The organism is Vibrio sp. 1167 (genome assembly GCF_033340375.1).
In the GTDB taxonomy this organism is placed as follows: domain Bacteria; phylum Pseudomonadota; class Gammaproteobacteria; order Enterobacterales; family Vibrionaceae; genus Vibrio; species Vibrio alginolyticus.
The window spans coordinates 15,211-38,798 of record NZ_JAWOWK010000007.1; the positions used below are offsets into that span (position 1 = coordinate 15,211).

General features: G+C 44.4%; 22 protein-coding genes and 1 tRNA gene. 13 read left to right on the forward strand and 10 right to left on the reverse strand.

Going from position 1 to position 23,588, the window contains the following annotated elements:
* Positions 1–157 precede the first annotated feature (157 nt).
* Both R7Z78_RS15850 and R7Z78_RS15855 read right to left on the reverse strand, forming a co-directional pair.
* Complete coding sequence (locus tag R7Z78_RS15850; RefSeq protein ID WP_005384085.1) at positions 158–541, reverse strand: hypothetical protein; 384 nt, start codon at positions 539–541, stop codon at positions 158–160.
* Positions 542–692: 151 nt separating this feature from the next.
* Positions 693–1,565, reverse strand: a complete 873-nt coding sequence (locus tag R7Z78_RS15855; protein ID WP_054576682.1) for a TraB/GumN family protein — start codon at positions 1,563–1,565, stop codon at positions 693–695.
* 494 nt (positions 1,566–2,059) lie between these two features.
* On the opposite strand from R7Z78_RS15855, the gene R7Z78_RS15860 reads away from it, so the two are divergent.
* Together R7Z78_RS15860 and R7Z78_RS15865 are read left to right on the forward strand one after the other, a co-directional pair.
* On the forward strand, positions 2,060–4,711 hold the full coding sequence (locus R7Z78_RS15860; RefSeq protein ID WP_104975942.1) for a beta-N-acetylhexosaminidase: 2,652 nt from the start codon (positions 2,060–2,062) through the stop codon (positions 4,709–4,711).
* 439 nt (positions 4,712–5,150) lie between these two features.
* On the forward strand, positions 5,151–5,843 hold the full coding sequence (locus tag R7Z78_RS15865; protein ID WP_005382004.1) for an oligogalacturonate-specific porin KdgM family protein: 693 nt from the start codon (positions 5,151–5,153) through the stop codon (positions 5,841–5,843).
* Between the two features lie 65 nt (positions 5,844–5,908).
* Here the strand turns inward: R7Z78_RS15865 and R7Z78_RS15870 are convergent, their stop codons facing one another.
* Both R7Z78_RS15870 and R7Z78_RS15875 read right to left on the reverse strand, forming a co-directional pair.
* Positions 5,909–6,358 carry a DUF411 domain-containing protein gene (locus R7Z78_RS15870; protein WP_104975943.1) on the reverse strand — a complete coding sequence of 150 codons (450 nt, stop codon included), beginning with the start codon at positions 6,356–6,358 and terminating at the stop codon, positions 5,909–5,911.
* A gap of 21 nt (positions 6,359–6,379) precedes the next feature.
* Entirely contained in the window at positions 6,380–9,076 is a 2,697-nt protein-coding gene (locus R7Z78_RS15875; protein ID WP_104975944.1) for a heavy metal translocating P-type ATPase, read from the reverse strand.
* A gap of 477 nt (positions 9,077–9,553) precedes the next feature.
* Between R7Z78_RS15875 and chiP the strand changes: the two genes are divergently transcribed.
* The 4 genes from chiP to R7Z78_RS15895 all read left to right on the forward strand — a co-directional run bounded on the left by chiP (position 9,554) and on the right by R7Z78_RS15895 (position 14,603).
* A complete protein-coding gene (chiP, locus tag R7Z78_RS15880; protein ID WP_005382007.1) occupies positions 9,554–10,675 on the forward strand; it encodes a chitoporin in 1,122 nt (373 codons plus the stop codon).
* A 123-nt stretch (positions 10,676–10,798) separates the two neighbouring features.
* Positions 10,799–11,395, forward strand: coding sequence for a DUF2057 domain-containing protein (locus tag R7Z78_RS15885; protein ID WP_169644123.1), 597 nt, complete (start codon positions 10,799–10,801; stop codon positions 11,393–11,395).
* Positions 11,396–11,572: 177 nt separating this feature from the next.
* Positions 11,573–13,000 (forward strand): glutamate--tRNA ligase, encoded by a 1,428-nt coding sequence (gene gltX, locus R7Z78_RS15890; protein ID WP_005384075.1) that lies wholly within the window; start codon positions 11,573–11,575, stop codon positions 12,998–13,000.
* A gap of 640 nt (positions 13,001–13,640) precedes the next feature.
* Positions 13,641–14,603 carry an OmpA family protein gene (locus R7Z78_RS15895; protein ID WP_005382010.1) on the forward strand — a complete coding sequence of 321 codons (963 nt, stop codon included), beginning with the start codon at positions 13,641–13,643 and terminating at the stop codon, positions 14,601–14,603.
* A gap of 114 nt (positions 14,604–14,717) precedes the next feature.
* On the opposite strand, the gene R7Z78_RS15900 is transcribed toward R7Z78_RS15895, so the two are convergent.
* The 3 genes from R7Z78_RS15900 to R7Z78_RS15910 form a co-directional block, all read right to left on the reverse strand.
* Positions 14,718–15,224, reverse strand: a complete 507-nt coding sequence (locus R7Z78_RS15900) for a hypothetical protein (protein WP_005382011.1) — start codon at positions 15,222–15,224, stop codon at positions 14,718–14,720.
* Positions 15,225–15,503: 279 nt separating this feature from the next.
* A tRNA-Arg gene (locus R7Z78_RS15905) sits at positions 15,504–15,580 on the reverse strand.
* Positions 15,581–15,756: 176 nt separating this feature from the next.
* The gene (locus R7Z78_RS15910; RefSeq protein ID WP_005382012.1) at positions 15,757–16,890 is read right to left on the reverse strand and encodes a flagellar assembly protein FlgT; all 1,134 of its coding nucleotides are present in this window, start codon (positions 16,888–16,890) and stop codon (positions 15,757–15,759) included.
* Between the two features lie 169 nt (positions 16,891–17,059).
* Here R7Z78_RS15910 and R7Z78_RS15915 point away from each other — a divergent pair, with 169 nt between their 5' ends.
* Together R7Z78_RS15915 and flgP are read left to right on the forward strand one after the other, a co-directional pair.
* The gene (locus R7Z78_RS15915) at positions 17,060–17,698 is read left to right on the forward strand and encodes a FlgO family outer membrane protein (RefSeq protein WP_005382013.1); all 639 of its coding nucleotides are present in this window, start codon (positions 17,060–17,062) and stop codon (positions 17,696–17,698) included.
* Between the two features lie 9 nt (positions 17,699–17,707).
* Positions 17,708–18,139 carry a flagellar assembly lipoprotein FlgP gene (flgP, locus tag R7Z78_RS15920; protein ID WP_005382014.1) on the forward strand — a complete coding sequence of 144 codons (432 nt, stop codon included), beginning with the start codon at positions 17,708–17,710 and terminating at the stop codon, positions 18,137–18,139.
* Positions 18,140–18,242: 103 nt separating this feature from the next.
* Here flgP and R7Z78_RS15925 read toward each other — a convergent pair whose 3' ends face one another.
* The 3 genes from R7Z78_RS15925 to flgA all read right to left on the reverse strand — a co-directional run bounded on the left by R7Z78_RS15925 (position 18,243) and on the right by flgA (position 19,873).
* Complete coding sequence (locus R7Z78_RS15925) at positions 18,243–18,668, reverse strand: flagella synthesis protein FlgN (protein ID WP_005382015.1); 426 nt, start codon at positions 18,666–18,668, stop codon at positions 18,243–18,245.
* A gap of 27 nt (positions 18,669–18,695) precedes the next feature.
* The gene (flgM, locus tag R7Z78_RS15930; protein WP_005382018.1) at positions 18,696–19,010 is read right to left on the reverse strand and encodes a flagellar biosynthesis anti-sigma factor FlgM; all 315 of its coding nucleotides are present in this window, start codon (positions 19,008–19,010) and stop codon (positions 18,696–18,698) included.
* Between the two features lie 116 nt (positions 19,011–19,126).
* Entirely contained in the window at positions 19,127–19,873 is a 747-nt protein-coding gene (flgA, locus tag R7Z78_RS15935) for a flagellar basal body P-ring formation chaperone FlgA (RefSeq protein WP_005382020.1), read from the reverse strand.
* Positions 19,874–19,949: 76 nt separating this feature from the next.
* Here flgA and R7Z78_RS15940 point away from each other — a divergent pair, with 76 nt between their 5' ends.
* From R7Z78_RS15940 to flgD, 5 genes are all read left to right on the forward strand, one after another.
* The gene (locus tag R7Z78_RS15940; protein ID WP_005382022.1) at positions 19,950–20,876 is read left to right on the forward strand and encodes a chemotaxis protein CheV; all 927 of its coding nucleotides are present in this window, start codon (positions 19,950–19,952) and stop codon (positions 20,874–20,876) included.
* Positions 20,877–20,887: 11 nt separating this feature from the next.
* Positions 20,888–21,715, forward strand: coding sequence for a CheR family methyltransferase (locus R7Z78_RS15945; protein ID WP_005382024.1), 828 nt, complete (start codon positions 20,888–20,890; stop codon positions 21,713–21,715).
* A 303-nt stretch (positions 21,716–22,018) separates the two neighbouring features.
* The gene (gene flgB / locus R7Z78_RS15950; protein ID WP_005382026.1) at positions 22,019–22,414 is read left to right on the forward strand and encodes a flagellar basal body rod protein FlgB; all 396 of its coding nucleotides are present in this window, start codon (positions 22,019–22,021) and stop codon (positions 22,412–22,414) included.
* A gap of 5 nt (positions 22,415–22,419) precedes the next feature.
* Positions 22,420–22,833 carry a flagellar basal body rod protein FlgC gene (flgC, locus tag R7Z78_RS15955; protein ID WP_005393132.1) on the forward strand — a complete coding sequence of 138 codons (414 nt, stop codon included), beginning with the start codon at positions 22,420–22,422 and terminating at the stop codon, positions 22,831–22,833.
* A gap of 17 nt (positions 22,834–22,850) precedes the next feature.
* Positions 22,851–23,561 (forward strand): flagellar hook assembly protein FlgD, encoded by a 711-nt coding sequence (gene flgD / locus R7Z78_RS15960; protein WP_005382029.1) that lies wholly within the window; start codon positions 22,851–22,853, stop codon positions 23,559–23,561.
* Positions 23,562–23,588 lie beyond the last annotated feature (27 nt).

Here is a 23,588-nt window from a genome sequence, read left to right on the forward strand (position 1 = left end):
TTTCGTCGTTTTTAGTGCTAGTAATTTTAGACTTCAATAGTATCGAACCAAATGGGGTTCGCTTGAAGTTAGAATATGGCTCTTCACCGACACGTATTGAGAGGAAGGCTCTACAGAAATGTAGGGCCTTTTCATTTTTTAAGAGCGAGTAAATTTATTACTTGATGTCACACGAGATAGTATTGATAGGAGTTTCAGAAGTAGTGAAACAGACATAAGCGGTCTTTGGGTGATTTGGCCCAATCTTGACGTAACCCGCTTTTAAATCGTCTTCATCAAACGTTACTGAGTGAGATTTGCTTGTATTTCCATCATAGTAAACCGCTTCAAAGCCTTGGTTCATCATATGTGCAACGCGATTTCGAGTGTGGGCTGTTGAAAACGTGATGTTCGCGCAACGCATCATTGGTTTTTCGGTAATAAGAAATTGACCACTCTCTTTATCTAAAACACCGCCTTTTACTTCCGGAGTTATATCAATAGCTTGAAAAGCTTCTACGTTGCATGGCGGTTTAGCATAAGACAGCGAAGAAGTGAGCATAATTCCAATCGTGTATAGGAATAAATATTTAAATTTCATATGAGTTGTTTTGTATCCACTTAGCTTAACGGCGTTTTATAAGAAAGTTTGAATGAATTTTAAATGGTTGTATTTAAATAATTGTATTTAAATGGCATTTTTCAAACAATCACTAGATATCACAATTTGCTTGGCGCGTCTTACCCAGTGGTTTGATGTTAAATCCCCGATTTTTAAGCAGTTCAATCAGGTTATCTTTACCTACTAAATGCAAGCCACCAACAACAACGGTGTAACGACCCGATTGCTGAGGTAGAACACTGCCAGTGTCGAGTTTTTTAGCCCAATCTCGATTACGCTCGTATAAAAAGGCTTGGTTAAACTCTTCTGTTGTATGATCGGTCAAAGAGGCTTCGACCAACATGCTACCATCACCACTCTTCCAACTCTCTATCAAGCATTGAACCAACTCTTCTCCGCCATCATATTCTTCAATTGATGAGAGAAGTATCTCTTTACCGCCTTCTGATTGACCTGCGATTAAATCGATTTGGAATTGCACGGACTCTAGTGGAATGACCGGGATTTGCTTTTTATCAGCGAGTCCTATTAAGTGCATGTCGACCCCTTTATCAGAGACATACCCCAGTTTGTTGACTAAAGCGAGTTGGATGGTGAATGCGGCCATCCAAGGTGGGGAATTTAGGAGTTGAGTTTCTGGCAAACCTAAATCTTGGGCAATTTCAATTAAGTGGCGACGTTGAGCTCTGTCTAAAACATCTTTAGAAAGAATGGTTGTTTGTGGGTAAACCAAGCCTTCAGAATTCCTGACGTCTGCTTCAATAATCAACCCTGTGCTTTGGCTTAAATGCTGGATGACCGTTCTAGGGAGTGGGTACATCGTTTTATCCCCCACATGTACCGAGCCAATAATCATAAGTTCGGTTTCCCCTTTTTTTGCTAACCAATGCTGTGGCTCTGCATAAGATGAAAAAGGAGTCAAAGTAACAAGTAGAGATGATATGAGCGTCAAGAGACGAAACATAGAATGGTCCTCAGATAAGATACCTTTAAACTTTATACGCAAAATAGCGTGAGGTTAAGTGCAATTTCTCCAGTGGGGTATTCGACAAAATCGTCATTTCTAAAAATATTGACGAGTTTTGACGACGAATAAATGAGAGTCACTTCACGAAAGGTAAATAGGTAATTCGCTTACTAATGGTTCACAAAATAATTAGGCGTGATCCAAATCTTACAAAATCAGTCGTAATTCATGAATATAAGTGACCTAGATCGCAGCAAACTCGTCAAAACAAGTTGTTCGATTTTGACGTGTATTGTAACTCCATGAAAATTAGGTTTTTATTGTTTTTGCTGAGTGTCATTTTTTGAGCTGGATCACTTCCTATTTCTATTTATTTTACGCTTAGAAATAACAGGTTGTATGTTGAATGTAACGGTTAGGTACCTCGCATTTGAGGGGCCGAGATTTTTATCATTGTCGTTTTGAACCACTGACTTTTTTGGGGAAGTAAGATGTTTAAACCTAGTCTGATTGCTGTTTCTGTTATCACTACATTAGCAGGTTGCTCTGCGCTGCAAAGCTCTGAACAACAAGTTGTAAATTCGTTGGCTAATAATCTTGATATTCAATACCAAGTGTTGACTAACCACGGTGCAAACGAAGGTCTTGCTTGTCAGGACTTAGGGGCTGAGTGGGCGTCTTGTAACAAGGTAAACATGACGCTGGTTAACCAAGGTGAAGCGGTTGACTCAAGAGATTGGGCTATTTACTTCCATAGCATTCGTCTGATTCTGGATGTTGAAAACGAACAGTTTAAAATCTCTCGCGTAACGGGTGATCTACACAAACTAGAACCAACAGATAAGTTTGATGGTTTTGCTGCGGGTGAAGAGGTTGTGCTTCCTCTTGTTGCTGAATACTGGCAGCTATTTGAAACTGACTTCATGCCAGGCGCTTTCGTTGCTGCACCAAATGCAGAGCCTAAGATGATCGCTTCTCTTAACACAGAAGACGTTGCATCTTTCGTGACTGGCCTTGAGGGTAACAACCTAAAACGTACGCCAGATGACAACAACGTATTTGCGAGCGCTGTGTCTCGTTTCGAGAAGAACGAAGATCTAGCAAAACAAGACGTATCAACCACGTTACTACCAACGCCAATGTCTGTTGAAGCAGGTAAAGGTACGGTAGATATCGCGGCGGGTATTGCGCTGCCTAAAGACGCATTCGATGCGGCTCAATACGCAGCAATTCAAGGTCGTGCAGAAGTGGTAGGTGTGGATGTTCGTGGTGATCTTCCTGTAAGCATCACTGTTGTTCCTGCAGACTTCACCGGTGAATTGGCAAAATCTGGTGCTTACGAAATGAGCATCAAAGGCGACGGTATTGCGATTAAAGCGTTTGACCAAGCAGGTGCTTTCTACGCAGTACAATCTATCTTTGGCCTGGTAGATAGCCAAAATGCTGATTCTCTACCACAACTGTCTATTAAAGATGCGCCGCGTTTTGATTACCGTGGTGTGATGGTGGACGTGGCTCGTAACTTCCACTCTAAAGACGCAATTCTTGCAACGCTTGACCAAATGGCCGCGTACAAGATGAACAAACTACACCTTCACCTAACGGATGATGAAGGCTGGCGTTTAGAAATCCCGGGTCTGCCTGAGCTGACTGAAGTGGGTGCTAACCGTTGTTTCGATTTGGAAGAGAAAAGCTGTTTACTGCCTCAGCTTGGCTCAGGCGCAACGACAGACAACTTTGGCTCTGGCTTCTTCAGCAAAGCAGACTACGTGGACATCTTGAAGTACGCGAAAGCGCGTAACATCGAAGTGATTCCTGAAATCGATATGCCAGCGCACGCACGTGCAGCAGTGATATCAATGGAAGCACGTTACGACCGTCTGATGGAAGAAGGCAAAGAAGCCGAAGCGAACGAGTACCGCCTGATGGATCCTCAAGATACATCGAACGTAACGACGGTTCAGTTCTACAACAAGCAAAGCTTCATCAACCCATGTATGGAATCTTCAACTCGCTTTGTTGATAAAGTGATTTCAGAAGTAGCAGCAATGCACCAAGAAGCGGGCACGCCGCTAACAACATGGCACTTTGGTGGTGACGAAGCGAAGAACATCAAGCTAGGCGCTGGTCTGCAAGACATCAACGCAGAAGACAAAGTAAGCTGGAAGGGTAACATTGATTTGTCTAAGCAAGACAAGCCATTCGCACAGTCACCACAATGTCAGACGCTAATTGCAGACGGTACGGTAAGCGATTTTGCTCATCTACCAAGCCACTTTGCAGAAGAAGTGTCGAAGATGGTGGCAGAGAAAGGCATTCCAAACTTCCAAGCTTGGCAAGATGGCCTTAAGTACAGTGAAGGTGAGAAAGCGTTCGCAACAGAAAACACACGTGTTAACTTCTGGGACGTTCTTTACTGGGGTGGCACATCATCAGTGTACGAATGGTCTAAGAAAGGTTACGACGTTATCGTTTCTAACCCAGACTACGTGTACATGGACATGCCATACGAAGTGGACCCTAAAGAGCGTGGTTATTACTGGGCGACGCGTGCAACCGATACGCGTAAGATGTTTGGTTTTGCACCAGAGAACATGCCTCAGAACGCAGAAACCTCTGTAGACCGCGATGGTAACGGCTTCACTGGTAAAGGTGAAATCAAAGCGAAACCTTTCTATGGTCTATCAGCACAGCTGTGGTCTGAGACAGTACGTAACGACGAGCAATACGAGTACATGGTATTCCCTCGCGTACTGGCAGCCGCTGAACGTGCATGGCACCGTGCTGATTGGGAAAACGACTACAAAGTGGGTGTTGAATACTCGCAAAACTCTAACCTAGTAAACAAAGCTGCGCTAAACCAAGACTACAACCGCTTTGCGAACGTACTTGGCCAACGCGAACTGGCTAAGCTAGAAAAAGCGGGTATCGACTACCGCCTGCCTGTACCAGGTGCGAAAGTTGAAGAGGGTAAACTGGCAATGAACGTTCAGTTCCCGGGTGTGAAGCTTCAATACTCTCTAGACGGCAAGAACTGGCTAACTTACGCAGATAATGCTCGTCCAAATGTGAAAGGTGAAGTGTTTATCCGTTCTGTGTCAGCAACCGGTGAGAAAGCAAGTCGAGTGACCAGCGTGAAATAACTCGATTCTTGTAAGTTAATTTTTTGGCAAAGCCTCAACATCATGTTGGGGCTTTCTTTATTTTTTTAGGAAATTAAGCGTGATCGATGTCTAATTATTTTTCATTGATAAATAAGTTTTGGGTTGTAATGGTCAAGGTTATTGTGAACCGGATCGACTTAATCTGATAAATATCAATAAATTATCTGTTTACGATCACACTTCTATTTTTTTAATAATTTTATAAAAATACGGTAAGTGCCTGTATTTCCCATGTTTTTATCAGGGTTTTTGAGCTTCGGTTTGAACAAGATCACTTTTTAAAATGTTTTATTTTCCATCGCGAATTAATTGAAACAATATTGCGAACGCCAAGGAGGCACATTCCAAAGTTTGCGATAAAAGGGAAGAGATGCCCTCTAAAACTATCGCATAACGTGAATAAATAAAGGCAGTAATTATGAAAAACATTTTTGCACTGAGTGCTCTTTCTCTCGCTTTCGCTTCTAGCGCTTTTGCTGGTTCTTCTTACGTAACAGGTAATGTTCAATTCCACGATGATGGTCGAATTCATGGTTCGGACGTTACGTCTACACTGGAAGCTGGTCATACTTTTGATAACCAATTCGGCGGCTTTACGGTTTATACCGAATTTGATGGTATTCAGTTGGGTAAACTGGAAACAGAAAACGGTGGCGCAGGTAACACAACACCAGCAATCACTGTGGGTGGTGAGCAGTCATTTAATATTACCGATCATTTATGGGTTGCCGCGGGTTACCAACACCTGTTCTCTGCTGGCGAGAATGTACAGTACCGTCCATTGGTTAAGATCGGTTACAACTTCGATAACGGCATCTCCTTAAGTAACCGTACTCGTGCGCACATTGATGCGACAGACGCAGATGCGGATACAGATTACCGCATGGACAACCGCATCGGTTACGTGATGAATGAGGATGTGACGCTAAGCTACAACAACGTCTACATGATTGAAGCGGAAACCATGGACCACGAGCTTCGTGCAACGTGGACTCGTAAAGGTGTTCAACCTTACTTTGAGTTCCGTAGTCAAGCACACGGTGCAGAAAACGCGAGTGGTGACAGCCTAGTGAATAACGCTTTTGTATTTGGTGCTTCTTACGGCTTCTAATTTTATATTTGTCTTAACTGTCCATTAAGAAAAAGCCCAGCGGTTTGTCTCGCTGGGCTTTGTTTTTATTTGCCGTTGCCTTCGTGGTGGCTATATTCGAACACTTGTCCTTTTTCGTTAAAGGCGTAAACGGTGTAGCTGTCTTTTTTGTCGCCATATTCCATACCAGGGGAGCCCATTGGCATGCCCGGTACTGATAGGCCTTTTGCGTTACGTGGTGGATTTTTCAAAAACGCTTTAATGTCTTCGGCTGGAATGTGACCTTCAAACAGATAGCCGTTGATCTCTGCCGTGTGGCAAGAGTAAAGCTGTTCATTCTTGATGCCTAGATCGCGTTTGATGGCGTTCATGTCATCGTGCAATTTTTCTTCGACCGTAAAGCCGTTCTCTTCCATGTGTTTTGTCCATTCTCCACAACAGCCACAGTATGGCGATTTGTGGTTTATAACACCGGCTGCCAATACGTTGGCGGACACGGTCGCAAGCATTGCAAAGGTCAATAGTTTCAACTTCATAATACCCTCAAAAAGAAGTGGTTACTTTACTGAAAACAGTCGTAGTCGATTTGCATTACTAACGACAGTAATTGAAGACAGTGCCATTGCCGCTCCTGCGACAACAGGACTGAGCAAAAATCCAAACGCTGGGTAAAGCACGCCAGCGGCAACTGGAATACCCAACGAGTTGTAAACAAAGGCACCAAATAGGTTTTGCTTCATGTTTTTAAGTGTAGCGCGAGAGAGTTCAATCGCATGTACTACCGCCATTGGTGACGTGTTCAGGATGGTCATTTGCGAACTTTCAATGGCGACATCACTGCCGCTACCCATGGCAATACCTAGGTTGGATAACGCGAGAGCAGGGGCGTCGTTAATGCCATCCCCCACCATTGCCACGACATGTCCTTGAGATTGAAGTTGCTCAATGTGCTGAGCTTTCTCATCTGGCATTACTTGGGCAATCACTTCATCAATACCAAGTTCTTGGCCGATAGCATTGGCAACGTGTTGGTTATCGCCTGTCAGCATTACCGTTTTGATGCCTTGCGATTTTAATGCAGAGAGCGCTTGTTTCGCATCTGATTTGATCGGGTCGGCAATGGCGAGCAGACCGATCAGTTCGCCGTTCAATGCCACAGCTACCGGAGTCCACGCATTTTTTGCGCATTCATCGATGGCAGATTTTAGTGCGCTAGTCTCGACGTTCTCTGCTTGCATAAATTGAAGCGAACCAATGAGCAGCGGTTTATCTTGATACGTCGCCAAAATGCCGCGCCCGCGAACGTTCTCAAACTTGTCTAATGAGACATCCTTTGCGTCGTGTCGTTTGGCGTAATCACATACCGCTTTTGCCAGTGGGTGCTCAGACTGACGCTCTGCCGCATACGCTAAAGCCAATAGATCTTCTTGGCTGGTGGCGTGAGTAAACACTTGCTGAACGCTAGGTTTACCTTGGGTAAGCGTGCCAGTTTTGTCGAATACAACCGTGTCGACTTTGCTTGCCAATTGCAGGGCGTCGGCGTCTTTGATCAGAATGCCGAGCTCTGCGGCTTTACCCACTCCCACCGTGACAGAAAGTGGGGTTGCTAAGCCTAGAGCGCAAGGGCAGGCGATGATCAGGACGGTTGTGGTGACCACCAGCATATAACTCGCTTTTGGCTCTGGGCCAACGGCAAACCAAACGAGCGCGGCCAGTATTGCTATGCCAACAACGACAGGGACAAACACCGATGAAATCTGGTCTGCCAGTTTCGCGATGGCTGGCTTACTGCTTTGCGCTGTGCGCACCATGCGGATGATACGAGCCAGCATGGTATTTGCGCCAATGCCCGTTGCCTCAATGACTAATCCACCATCGGTATTTAATGTCCCGGCAGACACTTGAGCCTCTTGTGCTTTTAACACTGGTACTGGTTCACCAGTGAGCATCGACTCATCAATGTATGATTCACCTTGAATCACAACACCATCAACAGGCACTTTCTCGCCTGGTTTGATACGCAGCTTCATGCCTAGCGTGATTTGCTCAACCGTTATTTGTTGATCGCCTTGTTCCGTGATTACCGTAGCTTGCTGAGGTTGCAGGTTAATCAGAGCTTGCAATGAGCGTGTTGTGTTTGCTTTGGCTTTTGCTTCTATATAGTGACCAAGAGAAATTAAGCCGATGATCATTGCACTCGCTTCAAAGTACACGTGGCGTGAAGCAAGAGGGAACCAGTCTGGGAAAATCACCACAAGCATCGAATAGAACCACGCTGCGCCAGTACCGAGCGCGACTAACGTGTCCATGGTGGCTCGCTTGTGAGTAGCCGCTAACCAAGCGTTACTGAAGAAGTGTTTCCCTGCTGTGGCAAGAAGGAGTAAACATACGATACCGATCGCGCCCCAAGCTAATTGGTCGTTGGTGCTGCGAATCATCATATTGCCGCCAGCAACGCCCCAAATCATTAAGGGGGCACCGACGACAAGGCCAGCAATAGCATCCAGTTTAAAGCGTTTTTGTTGCTGACGTTGTTGCTGCGCTTGCTTTTCTTGCTGGGTTGCGGCGTCTTGTAGGATCTCTGCTTGGTAACCGGCTTGTTTTACCGATTCAACAATTGCGTTAAGGAGGTCATCAGAGTCTTGGCTTGCGAATACTAGTGCGCTTTGTTCTGCAAGGTTGACCTGTGCTTTCTCAACGCCTTCTACGTTAGTAAGTGCTTTCTCTACTGAAGAGACGCAACTCGCACACGTCATGCCTTGAATCAGCATTTGCAATTGAATACTCGCTGGTGGCACCTGCGTATCTTTAATATTGCTTTGCTTTTCTACCTGTTCGGTCTCTGGTGAGCTTTCGTTCTCTACCTCAACAGAATCAAGGTTGGCGGTATAGCCAAGTGTTGCTATTAAGTCGATCACTTGTCGCTCGGAGAGGAGGGTACGAATCTCTAAGTGCGTTGTTGAAGCCTCAAAAGAAATAACGTCTTGATTAGATTCTAATAAAGATGAAAGTTTTTTGACGCAACCGCCACAGCTTAAGCCTGAAAGGTTTAGCTCGTAGTGATTTCCTGCTTGGTAACCAAGAGATTCAATCGACGAGACGAGCTCTTTAAGAGAAGACTCGGTTTTGACCTCTACTTGCGTCGGGGACAAATTGAGGATCTCTACATCGTGATTCGCATGTAAAGCATTCTCAACTTTTCTCGCACAGCCCATGCAGTTGAGCCCTGATAAAGGTATAACTAACTGATACATAATCTGCACCTCAATAGTAGTGATGCTATGAGCTTAAACCTTCCTGCAAGGGTAAGGTCAATACCCATTTGCTACTCACAACAATTTCGTCAAAATCTCTTGAATCCCACAAGTGCACGGTCATTTTACTTGCGAGTGATCTCAAGGTTTTTTCTCTTTGAATATAAAGTTCCGTTAAAACACCTAAAAGATGAATGAAGTCGCTCACGTTTTTTAGATGCTCTCAATGTCAGTTCAGTGTCAAAACGTACTTTTAACGTTTTTTATTTTTTATGTTTAATGTTAACTAATTGTTTTTTGTTGATTTATTTTATTTTTGATCTTCTCATTTTGAAGTCGCTCAGATTGCTGTAGGGAAAGTTTTTTAGTGCGAAAAAAGTTTGTCATATTTGCCCCGTCCAAACACTGTTTCAAGTTCCTGCCATGTCCTAGTTAGTGAATTTGAAAATGGAAAAACTAAAAATATAGGGGTTTATAATGTCTTACCTAAAGAAAAGCCTACTTGCCACGGCAATTACCGGCATGATGTTCAGTGGTGCTGCATTTGCTGATGGTGCAAACAGTGACGCAGCAAAAGAGTTTCTAACCAAAGATTCATTTTCTTATGAAGTTTACGGAATCATCGCGATGCAGGCCGCGTACCGCGATTACGATTCTGGCAGCAAAGCAACGGACGATGATTTGGGTGGCATGCAGCTAAACAACGAATCTCGTATCGGTTTCCGTGGTAAAAAACAATTTGCTAACTTCGACCCTACTTTTATTTGGCAAATCGAAGGCGGTTATGTAGACCCTAGCTTTGGTGGCGAGGGCGCAGGTCTTGGTGAACGTGACACATTCGTCGGTTTTGAAAGTGCATCTTGGGGTCAAATTCGTCTGGGTCGCGTTTTGACACCTATGTACGAATTGGTTGACTGGCCAGCATCTAACCCTGGTCTCGGCGATGTATACGACTGGGGTGGTGCTATTGGTGGCGCCAAGTACCAAGACCGTCAATCAAACACTATCCGCTGGGACTCTCCAATGTTTGCTGACAAATTCTCCCTAGATATCGCAGCTGGTGCAGGTGATAAAGCAGGTCTAGGTGAAGGGGATGACTACTGGGGTGGTATTGCAGCACACTACAAAATTGGTCCTATCCAGTTAGATGCGGCATATGAAGGTAACCGTAATATCAAGATGGAAAGCCAAACGTGGGAAAACAACACGTACTTGGTAGGGGCACAAGGCTGGTTTGATAACGGGATCTCTTTCTTTGCGCAATACAAATACATGGAAGCGGACGCAAGCAATGGTGTGAGTGAAAAGCAAGATGCAATGTCTGCCGCTATCATGTACACGACGGGTGATTGGCAATACAAACTGGCTTACGCCGCTAACTTTGATCTCGAGCGTGATGGTAAGAAAATTAACGATACAGCGGACGATGTGTTATCAGCACAAGTTATGTATTTCGTAGACCCATCGGCAGTGCTGTACGTACGTGCTCGTACTCTAGACTTTGGCGACGGTGCGTCTCAATTAGATAAACCAACAGAAGCACGTTGGAAGTCTGCTGACTACGACGAGTTCTCTGTAGGTGTTGAATACTACTTCTAACTAAAGAAGCAGCTAAAAGGGCGGAAACGCCCTTTTTATCTTGATACTTATTCAAATAAGCCTTTGAAATGACTGGCCTGTAAATTTTAGAGGCTTATCTAAATTGGTATAAAGTGAGAAACCATGATGAAAAAAACAACGACACTTCTCGGACTTTGCGCAATGCTTTCGGCGCCAGCTTTTGCTGCTCAACTCACTCTGCAATCTGAATTAGTTCCTCGCGTTCTCAACGGCGAGTTCGTCTACCCTGAGTGGATATCCAAGAACAACAGCATCGAGTTAAAGGATGGGGAAAACCAATTAGCGGTAACGGTTGGACAAATCGTATTTGAAGATGGAAAGCGCCGTAAATTCGATTCGCAGCCGCTGGTATTAGAGTTTGATGCAGAAAAAGACACCGAGCTTTCTCTGACTTATCAAACATTCCGTACTATTGAAGAGGCGAGAGCCTTCGAACTCGATCCTAAAGTGGTATTGAAAGACAAAAAAGGAAAAGAAGTGGCATTCTCTATGGTTCAACTTCGTAAAGGTGGTTTGCAAGGTTTTCGTGATTACGAACGAGAAGTTGCCGACTATAATAACGCAATGAATAAAGAATCGACTAAGGCAAGCATTGTGTCTTCTCCAGCGGAAACCAAAACAATCAAAGCATCGTTTAATGAATTGAGCCGTGAAGAGCAGCAAGAATTTATGCAATGGGCAATGCGTAACCTGAAGTAATTTCGTCTCGTGCTTTAACAGTAAATAGCAGGGCTGTGCCTTTTTGGTTCTGCCCTGTTTTTATTTCTGTTGTCAAACCGATTGTAGAATTGACTTACGGTGGTAAAATGTCGCCACTTTTATCCTTGACATTACAACGAGAGATCTCTCGTTGCTCATTACCCCTAAGGAACTCAAATGACGGTTAAAACTCGTTTTGCTCCTAGCCCAACTGGCTATCTACACGTTGGTGGTGCGCGTACTGCACTTTACTCTTGGCTATACGCTAAAAACCAAGGTGGTGAATTCGTTCTACGTATCGAAGATACAGACCTTGAGCGTAACTCTCAGGAAGCGGTTGATGCAATTCTTGAAGGCATGGAATGGCTAGGCTTGGAGTGGGATGAAGGTCCTTACTACCAAACTCAACGTTTTGACCGTTACAACGAAATGGTTGATAAGCTTCTTGCTGAAGACAAAGCTTACAAATGTTACGCGTCTAAAGAGCTGCTAGATGAAATCCGTGCAGAGCAAGAAGCAAATAAAGAAATGCCTCGCTACGATGCTAACCATCCAAAAATCAAAGCAGCAAACGAAGCGGCAAAAGATGGCGATCCATGTGTTATCCGTTTCCGTAACCCGAAAGAAGGCAGCGTAGTATTTGATGATCAAATCCGTGGTCGCATTGAAATCCGCAACGATCAAATGGATGACCTAATCATTCGTCGTACTGACGGTTCACCTACTTACAACTTCTGTGTAGTAGTGGATGACTGGGACATGGGTATCACTCACGTTGTTCGTGGCGAAGACCACATCAACAACACGCCTCGTCAAATCAACATCTACGAAGCACTAGGTGCGCCAGTACCAACATTTGCACACTGTGCAATGATCCTGGGTGATGACGGCGCGAAACTGTCTAAACGTCACGGCGCTGTATCAGTCATGCAATACCGCGATATGGGCTACCTGCCTGCGGCACTAAACAACTACCTAGTGCGCCTTGGTTGGTCTCATGGGGACCAAGAAATCTTCTCTCAAGAAGAGATGATCAATCTATTTAGCCTAAACGCAGTATCTAAGTCAGCGTCTGCTTTTAACACTGACAAACTGCAATGGTTGAACAACCACTACATCAAGAACTCAGATCCTGCGTACGTTGCTGAGCATCTACAATGGCATCTAGACCAACAAAAACTAGACGTAACGAATGGTCCTGCTATTACTGACGTGATCAAGCTGGTGGGTGAGCGTTGCAACACACTAGTTGAGCTAGCTGAGCAAATCCGTTACTTCTATGAAGATTTCTCTGAGTTTGAAGCGGGCGCAGCGAAGAAACACCTGCGTGGCGTGGCTAAAGAGCCTCTAGAACTTGCATTAGCGAAAGTGGAAGCACTAACTGAATGGACGACAGCGAACATCAAAGATGGCGTTATCGCAGCAGTATGTGAAGAGTTGGAAATCGGCATGGGCAAAATCGGTATGCCATTACGTGTTGCTGTAACAGGCGGCGGTCAGTCTCCTTCTGTCGATGCAGTAATGGAGCTGGTTGGAAAAGAGCGCTGTATTGCTCGCATTAAGATGGCGCTTGAGTTCATTGCTGAGCGTGAAGCAAACGCATAATTGCTTTGAACTGAACGTTCTTTTGAATAAATAGTCACAAAGCCGCGGTGAGCAACCGCGGCTTTTTTGTATCTTCAATTTAGATAACGAGAAACTTTCTCTCATATTGGTGAATGAAGAGATGGTTTCACCTGTAATTTACCTCAATATGGATAAGATTTTTTAATCCAAATATCGTTGGCATGAATAAAAAACGAGCGATTATATATCAAATATCTGATTGATTTTTATCCATGTTCCTTAAAGTTCCATTTTATTTGTCTCATTTTTAAGAAAAATCTTTGCTTTAGCTATGTTGTTCCAAAAATTAAAGCAAACGTTTGCGTCGTGGTTGCGTGGGGATTTTTTTGCTTAAGATCACATGTTGTCGAGATTTTTGATGACAATAAATTGACAGAATTGGGATTTTTCTCGCGATTTCTTAGCGTTATAGTTCATCCCGTCAGCGATACCGAGATGGCGATATGTATCACTGAACAGGAAATGTACGTAAGTTGCTTCCATAAAAAAAATGCATGTGCATAAAAAGAAGCTGACTAAGTATCTCACTCAAGGAATGAATAAAAAGAATTGAAATACAACGTCAGTCAGACGGCGCATTTCGGCATCTAACAAAAGAACTTCTTTAGAGGAATCAATAATGAAAAAATTAGCAGCGGTAATTTCAGCGTCTCTACTTATGGCTTCAGCAGCACAAGCAGAAGTATACGTTGGTGGTAAGATGGGTAAGTCATGGATGGAAGACGCGTGTGTAGCGGGCCAGGCTTGTGACAAAGACGATTCTACTCTTGGCGCTTTTGTTGGTTACGAAATGAATAAATACTTCGCAGTAGAAGCGGGTTTCGACAACATCGGTGATTTTAACCAAACTTCTTTCGGTGGCCACGTAGAAGCGATCACTCTTGCTCCTAAATTTAGCCTACCAATCACTGAAGACATCGCACTTTACGGTAAAGTGGGTGGCGCTTACGTAATGTTTGATGGCAAAGATGATTACTCTTACCTAGGCGCGGCTGGTCTTGAATTCAACCTAAGCCAAAACGTAACAGCTCGTGCGGAATACCAAACACTGACTGACATCAGCAACGATGTAACTCGTGCGACAGGTAACACTGCAACACTAGGTGTTTCTTTCAAATTCGGCGGCAACGATGAGCCAGTAATCGTAGAAGAGCCAGTTGTTGTTGAAGAAGTGGTTGTAGAGGAAGTGGTAGAAGAGCCAGTTGTAGTTACGAAAACATTCGAAACTCAAACAATTGGTACAGGTAGCTTCGATCTAAACAGCACAACTCTAAAACCAGAGAGCGCTGCAAAACTTGATAACCTAGTTGCTTTCCTAAACGAGCACCCACAAGCGAACGTTGAAGTTGTAGGTTACACAGATACGTCTGGTCCAGCAGCTTACAACCTAAAAGTTTCTGAAAAGCGTGCTGAGTCTGTTGCTAACGCACTCGTTGAAAAAGGTATTGATTCATCACGTATCCAAGCTCGTGGCGAAGGTGAAAACAACCCAATCGCTTCAAACGACACTCGTGAAGGTCGTCAACAAAACCGTCGCGTAGAAGTCGTTGTTCCAGAATTTGAATACCAAGTTCAGCAATAAGCTCCTATTCGACCGTAGTATAGAAGACTGAAGCTGAAAGCCCCAAAGAGTTCGCTCTTTGGGGCTTTTTATTTCTCTTTAAAAACTGACTGAAATGTTCAAAGTGGCTAGGTATTACTTAAGATCAATGCTGTTTAAACGCCCCATAAATGTCAGGATCTCCAAGTTATCTTTATGTGCTTCTAACAACGCTTTTTTGGTTTGCATGTAGGCGGCAAGTTTGCCGTACTTACTAATGGAGCGAACCACCGTTTTATATTTATACTCACCGTCATCATTGAACTCTCGCCACTTGGCGATGTAACACGTATCTCGGTTGTCAGGGTTTTCAAGAGTAGGGTTAGGCTTGTGAACGATTTTAGGCTCAACGCTATGTGGAAGCCTGGTCATTAGGTAAGGGTCTTTCAAAAGACGTCGCCAGAATTTGCCCCACATTTGCCGGCCTAACTCGTTTCTCAGCTTAATGGCTTTTTGTAAGCCTTTCTTTTCTCCAATACGAACAAATCCTACCGAGCGGTGTAGTACCGTATCCTCGGGGGTATGGATATGTATCTTAAAGGCTGTCTTGCCTTTAGAAATAAAGCGGTGTCCAGTGTTAGTTATTAAATTGCTCTTAGACATAGTGCTAACTAATAATTTTATTAATAGCTAAAAGGGTAAGCAAAACTCATAGATAATTAAAGTAATAAAATACAAAACTGTAAATAGGGCTTGTTGAAATGATTTCAAGTGGAAGAAGTCAGATCAGTAGAAGACTTTATCCCGTAACCGAAACACCTGATCCGATCATATTGATTACTGGGAAGATTATCTAACACGATGTACTAGGGGGAGCAGTGCGAGGCTTGAAATTGAAGATACAAAAAAGCCTTAGCTCAAGTGGGAGCTAAGGCCATGATATGGCGCCCCCAGTAGGATTCGAACCTACGACCTGTCCCTTAGGAGGGGACTGCGCTATCCAGCTGTGCCATGGGGGCGTAATACCAATAGTTGCAGTTCATTGCACTGTTTTACTGAGTTCAAATCTAGCAATCTACCTAGATCTGTATCAGCATCACGTTGAACGATTCGCTACGGTCATTGGTATAATCAAATAAGATGCGCTGCCTATGATATTCAAAAGTGAGCATATCTCAAGACTTAATGTTTGCTTTTATAGGATCTTGTTCATTACGTCGCCAATTTGAACGCTAGACGCTAAATTTGGCTGATCAATCGTCAGTTCCGCTTCGTGTTCGTATATGCGTGATACCGTTAATGTAATTTCGCTTTGCGAGACTTTGTTTCTTGGCAATCCATTTTGGTCGATAAACGACGCGGTGTGCCAAAGCTGTAATTTGTCTCCCTCTTTTACGCCGTGCATACGGCCGAGATCCATCGTTACGGTATTACCGAAGACTGCCACAACCTCTGGCAGTGTAATTTTGCAAGATAGCTCCGACTCCAGATCCAACATAATATTGCGACTAACGCGAAGCATCATCTCGCCATAGGTCGATGCCCAAAAACGTGCACTACGAGTGTCCACTTGACTCGTCTTAGCAAATGGCCAACGCGCGACCTCACGGTAGGCTTTGTTGAAGATTTCATGGCCAGTTTTACCATCAAATACTTTCATTTCTAACGCAAACTGACGATTGATGATGTCATCTTGCAATAGTTGAGATTCGACCGTTGCAGTGAGATCGGTAATGACCCCTCCAATGATGTATTGTGCGCCATTGTCTTGCGCGATCATTTGAGTGCGAGCAGGATAGTTGCTGCTTATTGAGTAGTCCGTTGTACCAACAGACACAAAGCTGCGTGAGGTTTGATCAAGTTGACGGTTCACTACGTGGCTAAAATCGTCACCAACTTGATAAATTTGTCCCATCACTGCTTGTTGTGGTGATGCGACCTCAATATTGCCGACCAGCATTGTCTTTTTGTATTGATCGGTGTGGCAACCCGTTGCCGATGGATAAATATCAACGCGGATTTTTACCTCGACTTTACCGCGACGTTTGCGTTCAGACTCCACCAAAATGTAACGGACTTCATGATTGGTAAACTGGTATTCGTTGCGACTTTCTTCTAATAGCGGCATCAAGTTGCTAATACTGCCAATATCTGCGCCCGAAAAATTGACGGCTTTGAACAGCGCGTCTTCCAACGCATGGAGCCTTGCCGTCTCTTCTGAAGAAACGATGGTGGCAACGCCTGTGACTTCATACCAAGATGCCATTACCTTAAAAGGCACAAGCATCACTAAAGTGATTGAAAACAGACTGTTTAATATTTTTTTCATTGGTTACAACCGTTCGGGTATAAATATTGCTTTAACAAATTCAGTGAAGTTTGGTGGGTTTTTCTTCGTTAGGCAAACAAAGAAAAGCAAAGACTGTTCCAATATTCACTTTCTTGGAAAGGAATTAATAAAGAACGGTATCACCTAAGATTATCTGGAGAATCAAACCATGAAAAAGTGGCTTGTCGCTGCATCGATGATGACGCTTCTGACATCGTGCGCGTACTCACCGATTTACAATGGTAAAGAACCTTACTCGGGAAGCCAGTTCATGCTGATGGATAGTCCGCGTCATACGATGGACTTTTTCATTGAGAGCATGACAGAAGACCTGATGGTTTCTAATGTGGCAGTATCAGCGCGGACACCGATTGCGATTACCTCGTTTGTTGATCTACAAAATATGGATGCAACAAACTGGTTAGGTAACTCGGTCTCTGAAGGTTTTATCCATCAGTTTCAGCGCCGAGGGTTTAAAGTGGTTGATTTCAAAACTACGGGCTCTATTCAAGTGACGCAGCAGGGCGATTTTGCTTTAAGTCGTGATTGGCAAGATTTAGCTCAAGAGCAGCAAATTCAGTATGTACTGACCGGAACAATGTTGCGCCAAGAGGGCGGAGTGCTTGTCAATGCACGCGTGGTTGGCATGCAAAGCCGTGTAGTTGTAGCGACAGCGCAAGGTTTCCTTCCGGCTGACCGTATTGGGCGTGACTTAGATACGTTAAATAGCATCCGCACACAAGATGGTGTGTTGATTCGTTCTGACCCTACCATTCGTCAGCCGTACACTGTGATTCTCCGTCCATAGGATAGAAGCATGAAGAAGTTATTATTTATTGTTGCCACACTGATATTGGTTGGGTGTCAGCCATTACAACAGATGCGTCAAGATGAAATCTTAGTGGCGGTGGGCTACGCCAGCGTCAGTGAGCAAACAGGCCGCACAGTAGAAGAAAAGCGTGTACGAGCAATGCGCGCATCAAAAATTGATGCTTATCGTGAGCTAGCAGAGCAAGTTTATGGCATGCGTGTTAGCGGACGTGCAGAGCTGCAAGACCAGCGTTTGGGTATTGAAAGCACCACTGGTGCCGTCGATGGTGTAATTCGTGGTGCAGAAGTTGTGCGTAGTTATCTTGTTGAAGACAGTTATGTGACTGAGCTGCGTCTGGATATCCGTAAGATGGATAAGCTACGTGATTATGGAGAAGTTCAGCAGGTACCTGAGAAGCGTCAGCAAACCTTGTTTTAAACCATTTCACTAGACAGATAATCTTTTTGAGCGGCTGATTGGTAACAATGAGTCGCTTTTTTTATATCTACGTGAGCGCGGGAATTGAGGGTAGGAGTGACGTTTAAGCTTTTATATTGGTGCCAAGCGTCGAGATGGTGTGGGTTTTTCCGCCCGCATTGTAGGTCATGCCAACTTTGCCATGAGTTCGCTGAAGCATGTTGTTGAGTTTATTGAAGCTCAGCTGTGCGCGACTAAGCGATTCGCCATTTACTTGGTTAACTTGTTGACAGTCTAGGACGATTGATTGGATTTGAGCAACAACCTGACTTAGGTGCTCATCTTCAGTAAGTTGATTGACGTGCGGGTGAGAGGCGATTCGCTGATCAGTCGTTCTGAGCTGATCAATGAGCGTCATCTTCTGTTTGGCAATGTTCTCAATCTCGGTAGAGACACGCGCCGTGATTGCTTGTGTTTCTTGGCGTAAAACAGCGGAAAGTGCCTTAGCATTTTCTAGCTGGAAATTAACGAGATCGACTAATGCTGCCATAAAATACTTACCTTCGGCCTAAGTCAGTTAGCTTTTGCCTTGCAATTCGTTTTCAAACTTAATCATGTTGTCAGCCAATTTTTCAGGATCGACTTTGTATGAACCGTTTGTGATAGCTTCTTTGATTGCTGCAACTTTGGCGCTGTCATATGCCGGAGAAGCTGCCATATCCTTCTGGAGTTTACTGACGGCTTTACTTTGCTGGCTGAGTGATACTGCGTCTTGTTGCGCTGGCGCCTTTTTTGATTCTGTCGTGCTGGTAGCATTGGAATCGTTACGTGCAGGTGCGCGACTTGTTGTCGTCATCATTTGCCCTGAACGTATATTATCTATACCTGCCATGTTTAACCTTTGCCTTGTATCGTAATACTGGTATCCAGACTATCGACCAGCGCAAAAATAACTTTAGTCATTTTTTGCATTTTTATTGATCAGTTTAAACACGCTACCAGTGGGTATTAAAAATTAACAGTGATTTCCGCAATGTCAGTCACTATGCCTTCTATTATACGTTGTGACTTATCATTTTTCACTCTTACTTGATCGCCAGCTGAACCATCCTGCAATGCTGTGCCTTGCGTTGTGATCGTCATTCCAGAATTCACCGCTTTGATAATGACCTTTTCATTTCGGCATACCACACAAACATCATTTCTCTCTACGACATCGCCTAAACGAACATTACGCTTTAGCTTTGCCCCAACCACTTGATCGTAGCTAGAAAATCCATCTTTACGAAAGCGCTGTAGCTCGATCATGGAAGTGGTAACATCCGATGCGCTGACGATTTCTCCTCTCCCTAGTGTTCGTGTCGCGACGATCATTGGTACTGATACCGAGATCCTCACAGGGACATAGACTTTCCAGTCATCCGGTTGGCATTCCACTAACACATTGATGTTACTTCTCGTGCTGCTGGTGGAAGAGGCAGATGTATCTAACGGAACAGGGCAATCCGTTGCTTTTATTCTCGAGTCGATCTCTGCCGCATTAACAGATAGCTCGCCACCATCAGGCTGATCAACCGTAGCAAGAATATGTTGTTCTGCTGCTGTTTTTATTTGCTCGATCTGATTATCTGAAGCTGAATGAACAAAAAAGCTAAACATACTGAGCAAAATGCCGATAGACTTAGCGTACTTTGTAATTAGCGCTCTACATATTGTCATAGTCAATGGTGTCGAAGTGAAAGTGAAATACGCCATACTGTCTCCCTGGTATCGTGCTTGCCAGTGGTAGAGTATCATTTAAAAACAAAAAGTTTGAGATGGAGATGAGCATATGACGGGGATTCTTGACTCGGTGAATCAGCGTACGCAACTCGTCGGTCAGAACCGATTGGAATTATTGACCTTTCGACTGATGGGCCGACAGCGCTACGGCATTAACGTATTCAAAGTGAAAGAAGTACTACAGTGCCCTAAGCTGACTTCAATGCCAAATCTACACCCTCTGGTTAAAGGTATCGCTCATATCCGCGGCCATACCGTGTCCGTTATTGATTTGAGCCTGGCAATTGGTGGCCGCCCAACCACTGATTTAGATAAATGTTTTGTTGTTATTGCAGAATTTAACCGTACGATCCAAGCATTTTTGGTATCATCGGTTGAGCGTATTATCAATATGCATTGGGAAGCGATTTTGCCACCGCCAGACGGCGCAGGTAAAGCGCACTACTTGACTGCCGTGACAAACATTGACAATGAGCTGGTTGAAATCCTTGACGTTGAAAAAATCCTGGCAGAAATTGCGCCAGTTGATGAAACGATGGATTCCGCTATTGGCGAAGAAATCGCACAAGCAGAACAAGAAAAGCCTATTGTACGCCGCATACTGATTGCTGATGACTCGACGGTCGCGCGTAAACAGGTAGAGCGTGCGATTACATCCATCGGTTTTGAGGTCGTATCTGTCAAAGACGGCAAAGAAGCGTACAATAAGTTGATTGAAATGGCTCAAGAAGGCAATATCTACGATCAAATTTCGTTGGTTATTTCCGATATTGAAATGCCAGAAATGGACGGCTATACCTTAACGGCTGAAATTCGCAGACATGCCGATTTGAAAGACCTTTATGTTATCCTCCATTCTTCATTAAGTGGTGTATTCAACCAAGCTATGGTTGAGCGTGTAGGTGCCAACACCTTCATTGCGAAATTTAACCCAGATGAGTTGGGTAACGCGGTTAAATCTGCATTAACACAATAAAAGAGACATTAATGACTGCTATTACAATCAGTGATCAAGAGTATCGTGACTTTAGCCGTTTTCTAGAATCGCAATGTGGCATCGTGTTAGGTGATAGCAAGCAATACCTCGTGCGTAGCCGACTGAGTCCTTTAGTGACGAAGTTTAAGCTCGCATCGTTATCAGATTTGCTACGTGATGTTGTTACAGGGCGTAATCGAGAATTACGAGTCGCCGCTGTGGATGCGATGACGACTAACGAAACCTTGTGGTTTCGAGATACTTATCCGTTCACGGTTTTAGCTGACAAATTATTGCCAGAAGTAGCGGCAAGCAAGCGCCCAATTAAGATCTGGTCTGCTGCCAGTTCATCGGGCCAAGAACCGTATTCTATTGCAATGACGATCCTGGAAACGCAACAGCGCAAGCCGGGCTTGTTACCAAACGTGTCCATTACAGCCACAGATATTTCGGCAAGTATGCTCGAGATGTGTCGTGCAGGGGTGTACGACAACTTGGCTTTGGGTCGCGGGCTTTCACCAGAACGTCGTCGCACCTTCTTTGAAAATGCGGACGGTGGTCGCATGAAAGTCAAAGATAACGTCAAGCGTTTGGTGAACTTTCGTCCACAAAACTTGATGGACAGTTACGCACTGATGGGTAAGTTCGACATCATTTTCTGTCGTAACGTATTGATTTACTTTTCTCCAGAAATGAAATCTAAAGTGCTTAACCAAATGGCGAGCAGTTTAAACCCTGGTGGTTACTTGCTGTTAGGGGCATCAGAGTCGCTAACTGGTCTGACTGATAAATTTGAAATGGTGCGCTGTAATCCGGGCATCATTTACAAGCTTAAATAGCGGTATCTCTTCATTGATAGAAAAGCCTGACTTCGTGTCAGGCTTTTTTGTTTGTTACCTTTCTGCGCCGAGCGCTTCATGTATCACTCAATTAGTTGAAGCGCGTTTTTGCCTTGTGCCCTCAACACGGTGTATCTTTATTAAGTGAGCAAAGTGATACGACATGACATTCCAGTTACTTTGGCTCACTTATTGCTATTTCAATTCACGGTAACCACTAGGTTGGTGTAATGCTTTAGGTTTTGGCATGCTAATTGCTTTTTGGTTATCAATCACGGTCAGTTCTTAATTGTAGAGGCAAACATGGCTATATCTTTTGACAATGCACTAGGCATCCACCAGCACACGGTGGGCGTACGTGAGCGCAATGCAGAGGTGATTTCCACCAACATCGCACAAGCAAACACGCCTGGTTACAAAGCAAGAGGTTTAGACTTTGCGAAGGAATTGCAAGCGGCAACATCTGGGGCAAGCATTGGTCTTAGTCGCACAGATGGTCGGCATATTCCTGCCACTACAACGTTGGTTGGGGACAAGTTATATCGTCTTCCTACGCAACCAGATACGGGAGATGGCAACACGGTAGACTTGGATTTAGAGCGTAACTTGTTTATGCAAAACCAAATCAGACACCAAGCATCACTCGACTTTCTAGGCAGCAAATTCAAGAACTTAACCAAAGCAATCAAAGGGGAATAATTTAGATGAGCTTATTTAACGTTTTCAATGTGACAGGTTCTGCAATGAGCGCTGAATCCGTTCGTCTGAATACTACCTCAAGCAACTTGGCGAACGCCGACAGTGTCAGCAGCTCTGCGAAAGACACTTACAAAGCGCGTCATGCCGTGTTTGGTGCAGAGTTAAGTAACGCCATGCGTGGCGGTGATACGGTGCCAGTGAAAGTGATGGGTATTGTAGAAAGTGATAAACCGCTGAGTGCGGAGTACAACCCAGACCATCCCCTTGCAAACGAAGAAGGCTACATTTACAAGCCTAACGTCAATGTAATGGAAGAAATGGCAAACATGATCTCAGCTTCTCGTGCATACCAAACTAATGTACAGGTCGCTGATTCTAGTAAACAAATGCTGCTGCGTACGCTGCAGATGGGTCAATAAGGATAAGGGGGTAGCGTATGGCCGGAATTAACAACGTTGGTCAAAGCGGCTTGTCCTATATCGACCAGCTTAAAAGTCTACAAGAGAGTAACAAGAAAGCGGAAGAGAGCACGGGTAAGCAGGACCTAAAACAGGAAGACTTCTTATCATTGCTCACGAAGCAACTGTCTCAGCAAGACCCTTTTAAGCCGGTAAGTAATGACCAGATGATTGCGCAAATGGCTTCATTTGCGACCGTTGATGGCATTGGCAAGATGAACACTCAGTTTGAGAGTTTGAATTCGTCAATGACATCAAATCAAGCGTTACAAGCTTCCTCTTTGGTAGGGCGTGACGTATTGGTCCCAGGAGCAGCAGGTGTGAAGCAGGACGACGCACCAATGGCGGCAATGGTTAAGCTTTCACAATCTATCGATAATCTGTTTGTTCGTGTAGAGGATGAAGCTGGCCAACTGGTTCGTACCTTTGAGGTAGGGGCGAAACCAGCCGGCGACACGCGTGTGCTTTGGGACGGTAAAGATGAAAGCGGAAATCCACTGCCAGCTGGCAAATACAAAGTGAAAGCGTCTGGCTTAGTTGAGGGGGAGTCGCAAGAGTTCCCAGTATCGACGTATGCCAACGTAAACAGCGTATTGCTTGGCAAAGGTGACGGAAACGTATTACTCAATCTGGCTGGTTTTGAATCGCCAGTTCGACTTGCAGAAGTATTGGAAGTCGGCAAAGCGTAGTCATAGCTCGCTAGATTAGGAGATTTT

What these genes read in the sequence shown, in the direction of transcription:
- R7Z78_RS15850 (WP_005384085.1), bottom strand. Translation starts at nt 541, where the DNA reads ATGCTCACTTCTTCGCTGTCTTATGCTAAACCGCCATGCAACGTAGAA.
- R7Z78_RS15855 (WP_054576682.1), bottom strand. Translation starts at nt 1,565, where the DNA reads ATGTTTCGTCTCTTGACGCTCATATCATCTCTACTTGTTACTTTGACT.
- R7Z78_RS15860 (WP_104975942.1), top strand. Translation starts at nt 2,060, where the DNA reads ATGTTTAAACCTAGTCTGATTGCTGTTTCTGTTATCACTACATTAGCA.
- R7Z78_RS15865 (WP_005382004.1), top strand. Translation starts at nt 5,151, where the DNA reads ATGAAAAACATTTTTGCACTGAGTGCTCTTTCTCTCGCTTTCGCTTCT.
- R7Z78_RS15870 (WP_104975943.1), bottom strand. Translation starts at nt 6,358, where the DNA reads ATGAAGTTGAAACTATTGACCTTTGCAATGCTTGCGACCGTGTCCGCC.
- R7Z78_RS15875 (WP_104975944.1), bottom strand. Translation starts at nt 9,076, where the DNA reads ATGTATCAGTTAGTTATACCTTTATCAGGGCTCAACTGCATGGGCTGT.
- chiP (WP_005382007.1), top strand. Translation starts at nt 9,554, where the DNA reads ATGTCTTACCTAAAGAAAAGCCTACTTGCCACGGCAATTACCGGCATG.
- R7Z78_RS15885 (WP_169644123.1), top strand. Translation starts at nt 10,799, where the DNA reads ATGATGAAAAAAACAACGACACTTCTCGGACTTTGCGCAATGCTTTCG.
- gltX (WP_005384075.1), top strand. Translation starts at nt 11,573, where the DNA reads ATGACGGTTAAAACTCGTTTTGCTCCTAGCCCAACTGGCTATCTACAC.
- R7Z78_RS15895 (WP_005382010.1), top strand. Translation starts at nt 13,641, where the DNA reads ATGAAAAAATTAGCAGCGGTAATTTCAGCGTCTCTACTTATGGCTTCA.
- R7Z78_RS15900 (WP_005382011.1), bottom strand. Translation starts at nt 15,224, where the DNA reads ATGTCTAAGAGCAATTTAATAACTAACACTGGACACCGCTTTATTTCT.
- R7Z78_RS15910 (WP_005382012.1), bottom strand. Translation starts at nt 16,890, where the DNA reads ATGAAAAAAATATTAAACAGTCTGTTTTCAATCACTTTAGTGATGCTT.
- R7Z78_RS15915 (WP_005382013.1), top strand. Translation starts at nt 17,060, where the DNA reads ATGAAAAAGTGGCTTGTCGCTGCATCGATGATGACGCTTCTGACATCG.
- flgP (WP_005382014.1), top strand. Translation starts at nt 17,708, where the DNA reads ATGAAGAAGTTATTATTTATTGTTGCCACACTGATATTGGTTGGGTGT.
- R7Z78_RS15925 (WP_005382015.1), bottom strand. Translation starts at nt 18,668, where the DNA reads ATGGCAGCATTAGTCGATCTCGTTAATTTCCAGCTAGAAAATGCTAAG.
- flgM (WP_005382018.1), bottom strand. Translation starts at nt 19,010, where the DNA reads ATGGCAGGTATAGATAATATACGTTCAGGGCAAATGATGACGACAACA.
- flgA (WP_005382020.1), bottom strand. Translation starts at nt 19,873, where the DNA reads ATGGCGTATTTCACTTTCACTTCGACACCATTGACTATGACAATATGT.
- R7Z78_RS15940 (WP_005382022.1), top strand. Translation starts at nt 19,950, where the DNA reads ATGACGGGGATTCTTGACTCGGTGAATCAGCGTACGCAACTCGTCGGT.
- R7Z78_RS15945 (WP_005382024.1), top strand. Translation starts at nt 20,888, where the DNA reads ATGACTGCTATTACAATCAGTGATCAAGAGTATCGTGACTTTAGCCGT.
- flgB (WP_005382026.1), top strand. Translation starts at nt 22,019, where the DNA reads ATGGCTATATCTTTTGACAATGCACTAGGCATCCACCAGCACACGGTG.
- flgC (WP_005393132.1), top strand. Translation starts at nt 22,420, where the DNA reads ATGAGCTTATTTAACGTTTTCAATGTGACAGGTTCTGCAATGAGCGCT.
- flgD (WP_005382029.1), top strand. Translation starts at nt 22,851, where the DNA reads ATGGCCGGAATTAACAACGTTGGTCAAAGCGGCTTGTCCTATATCGAC.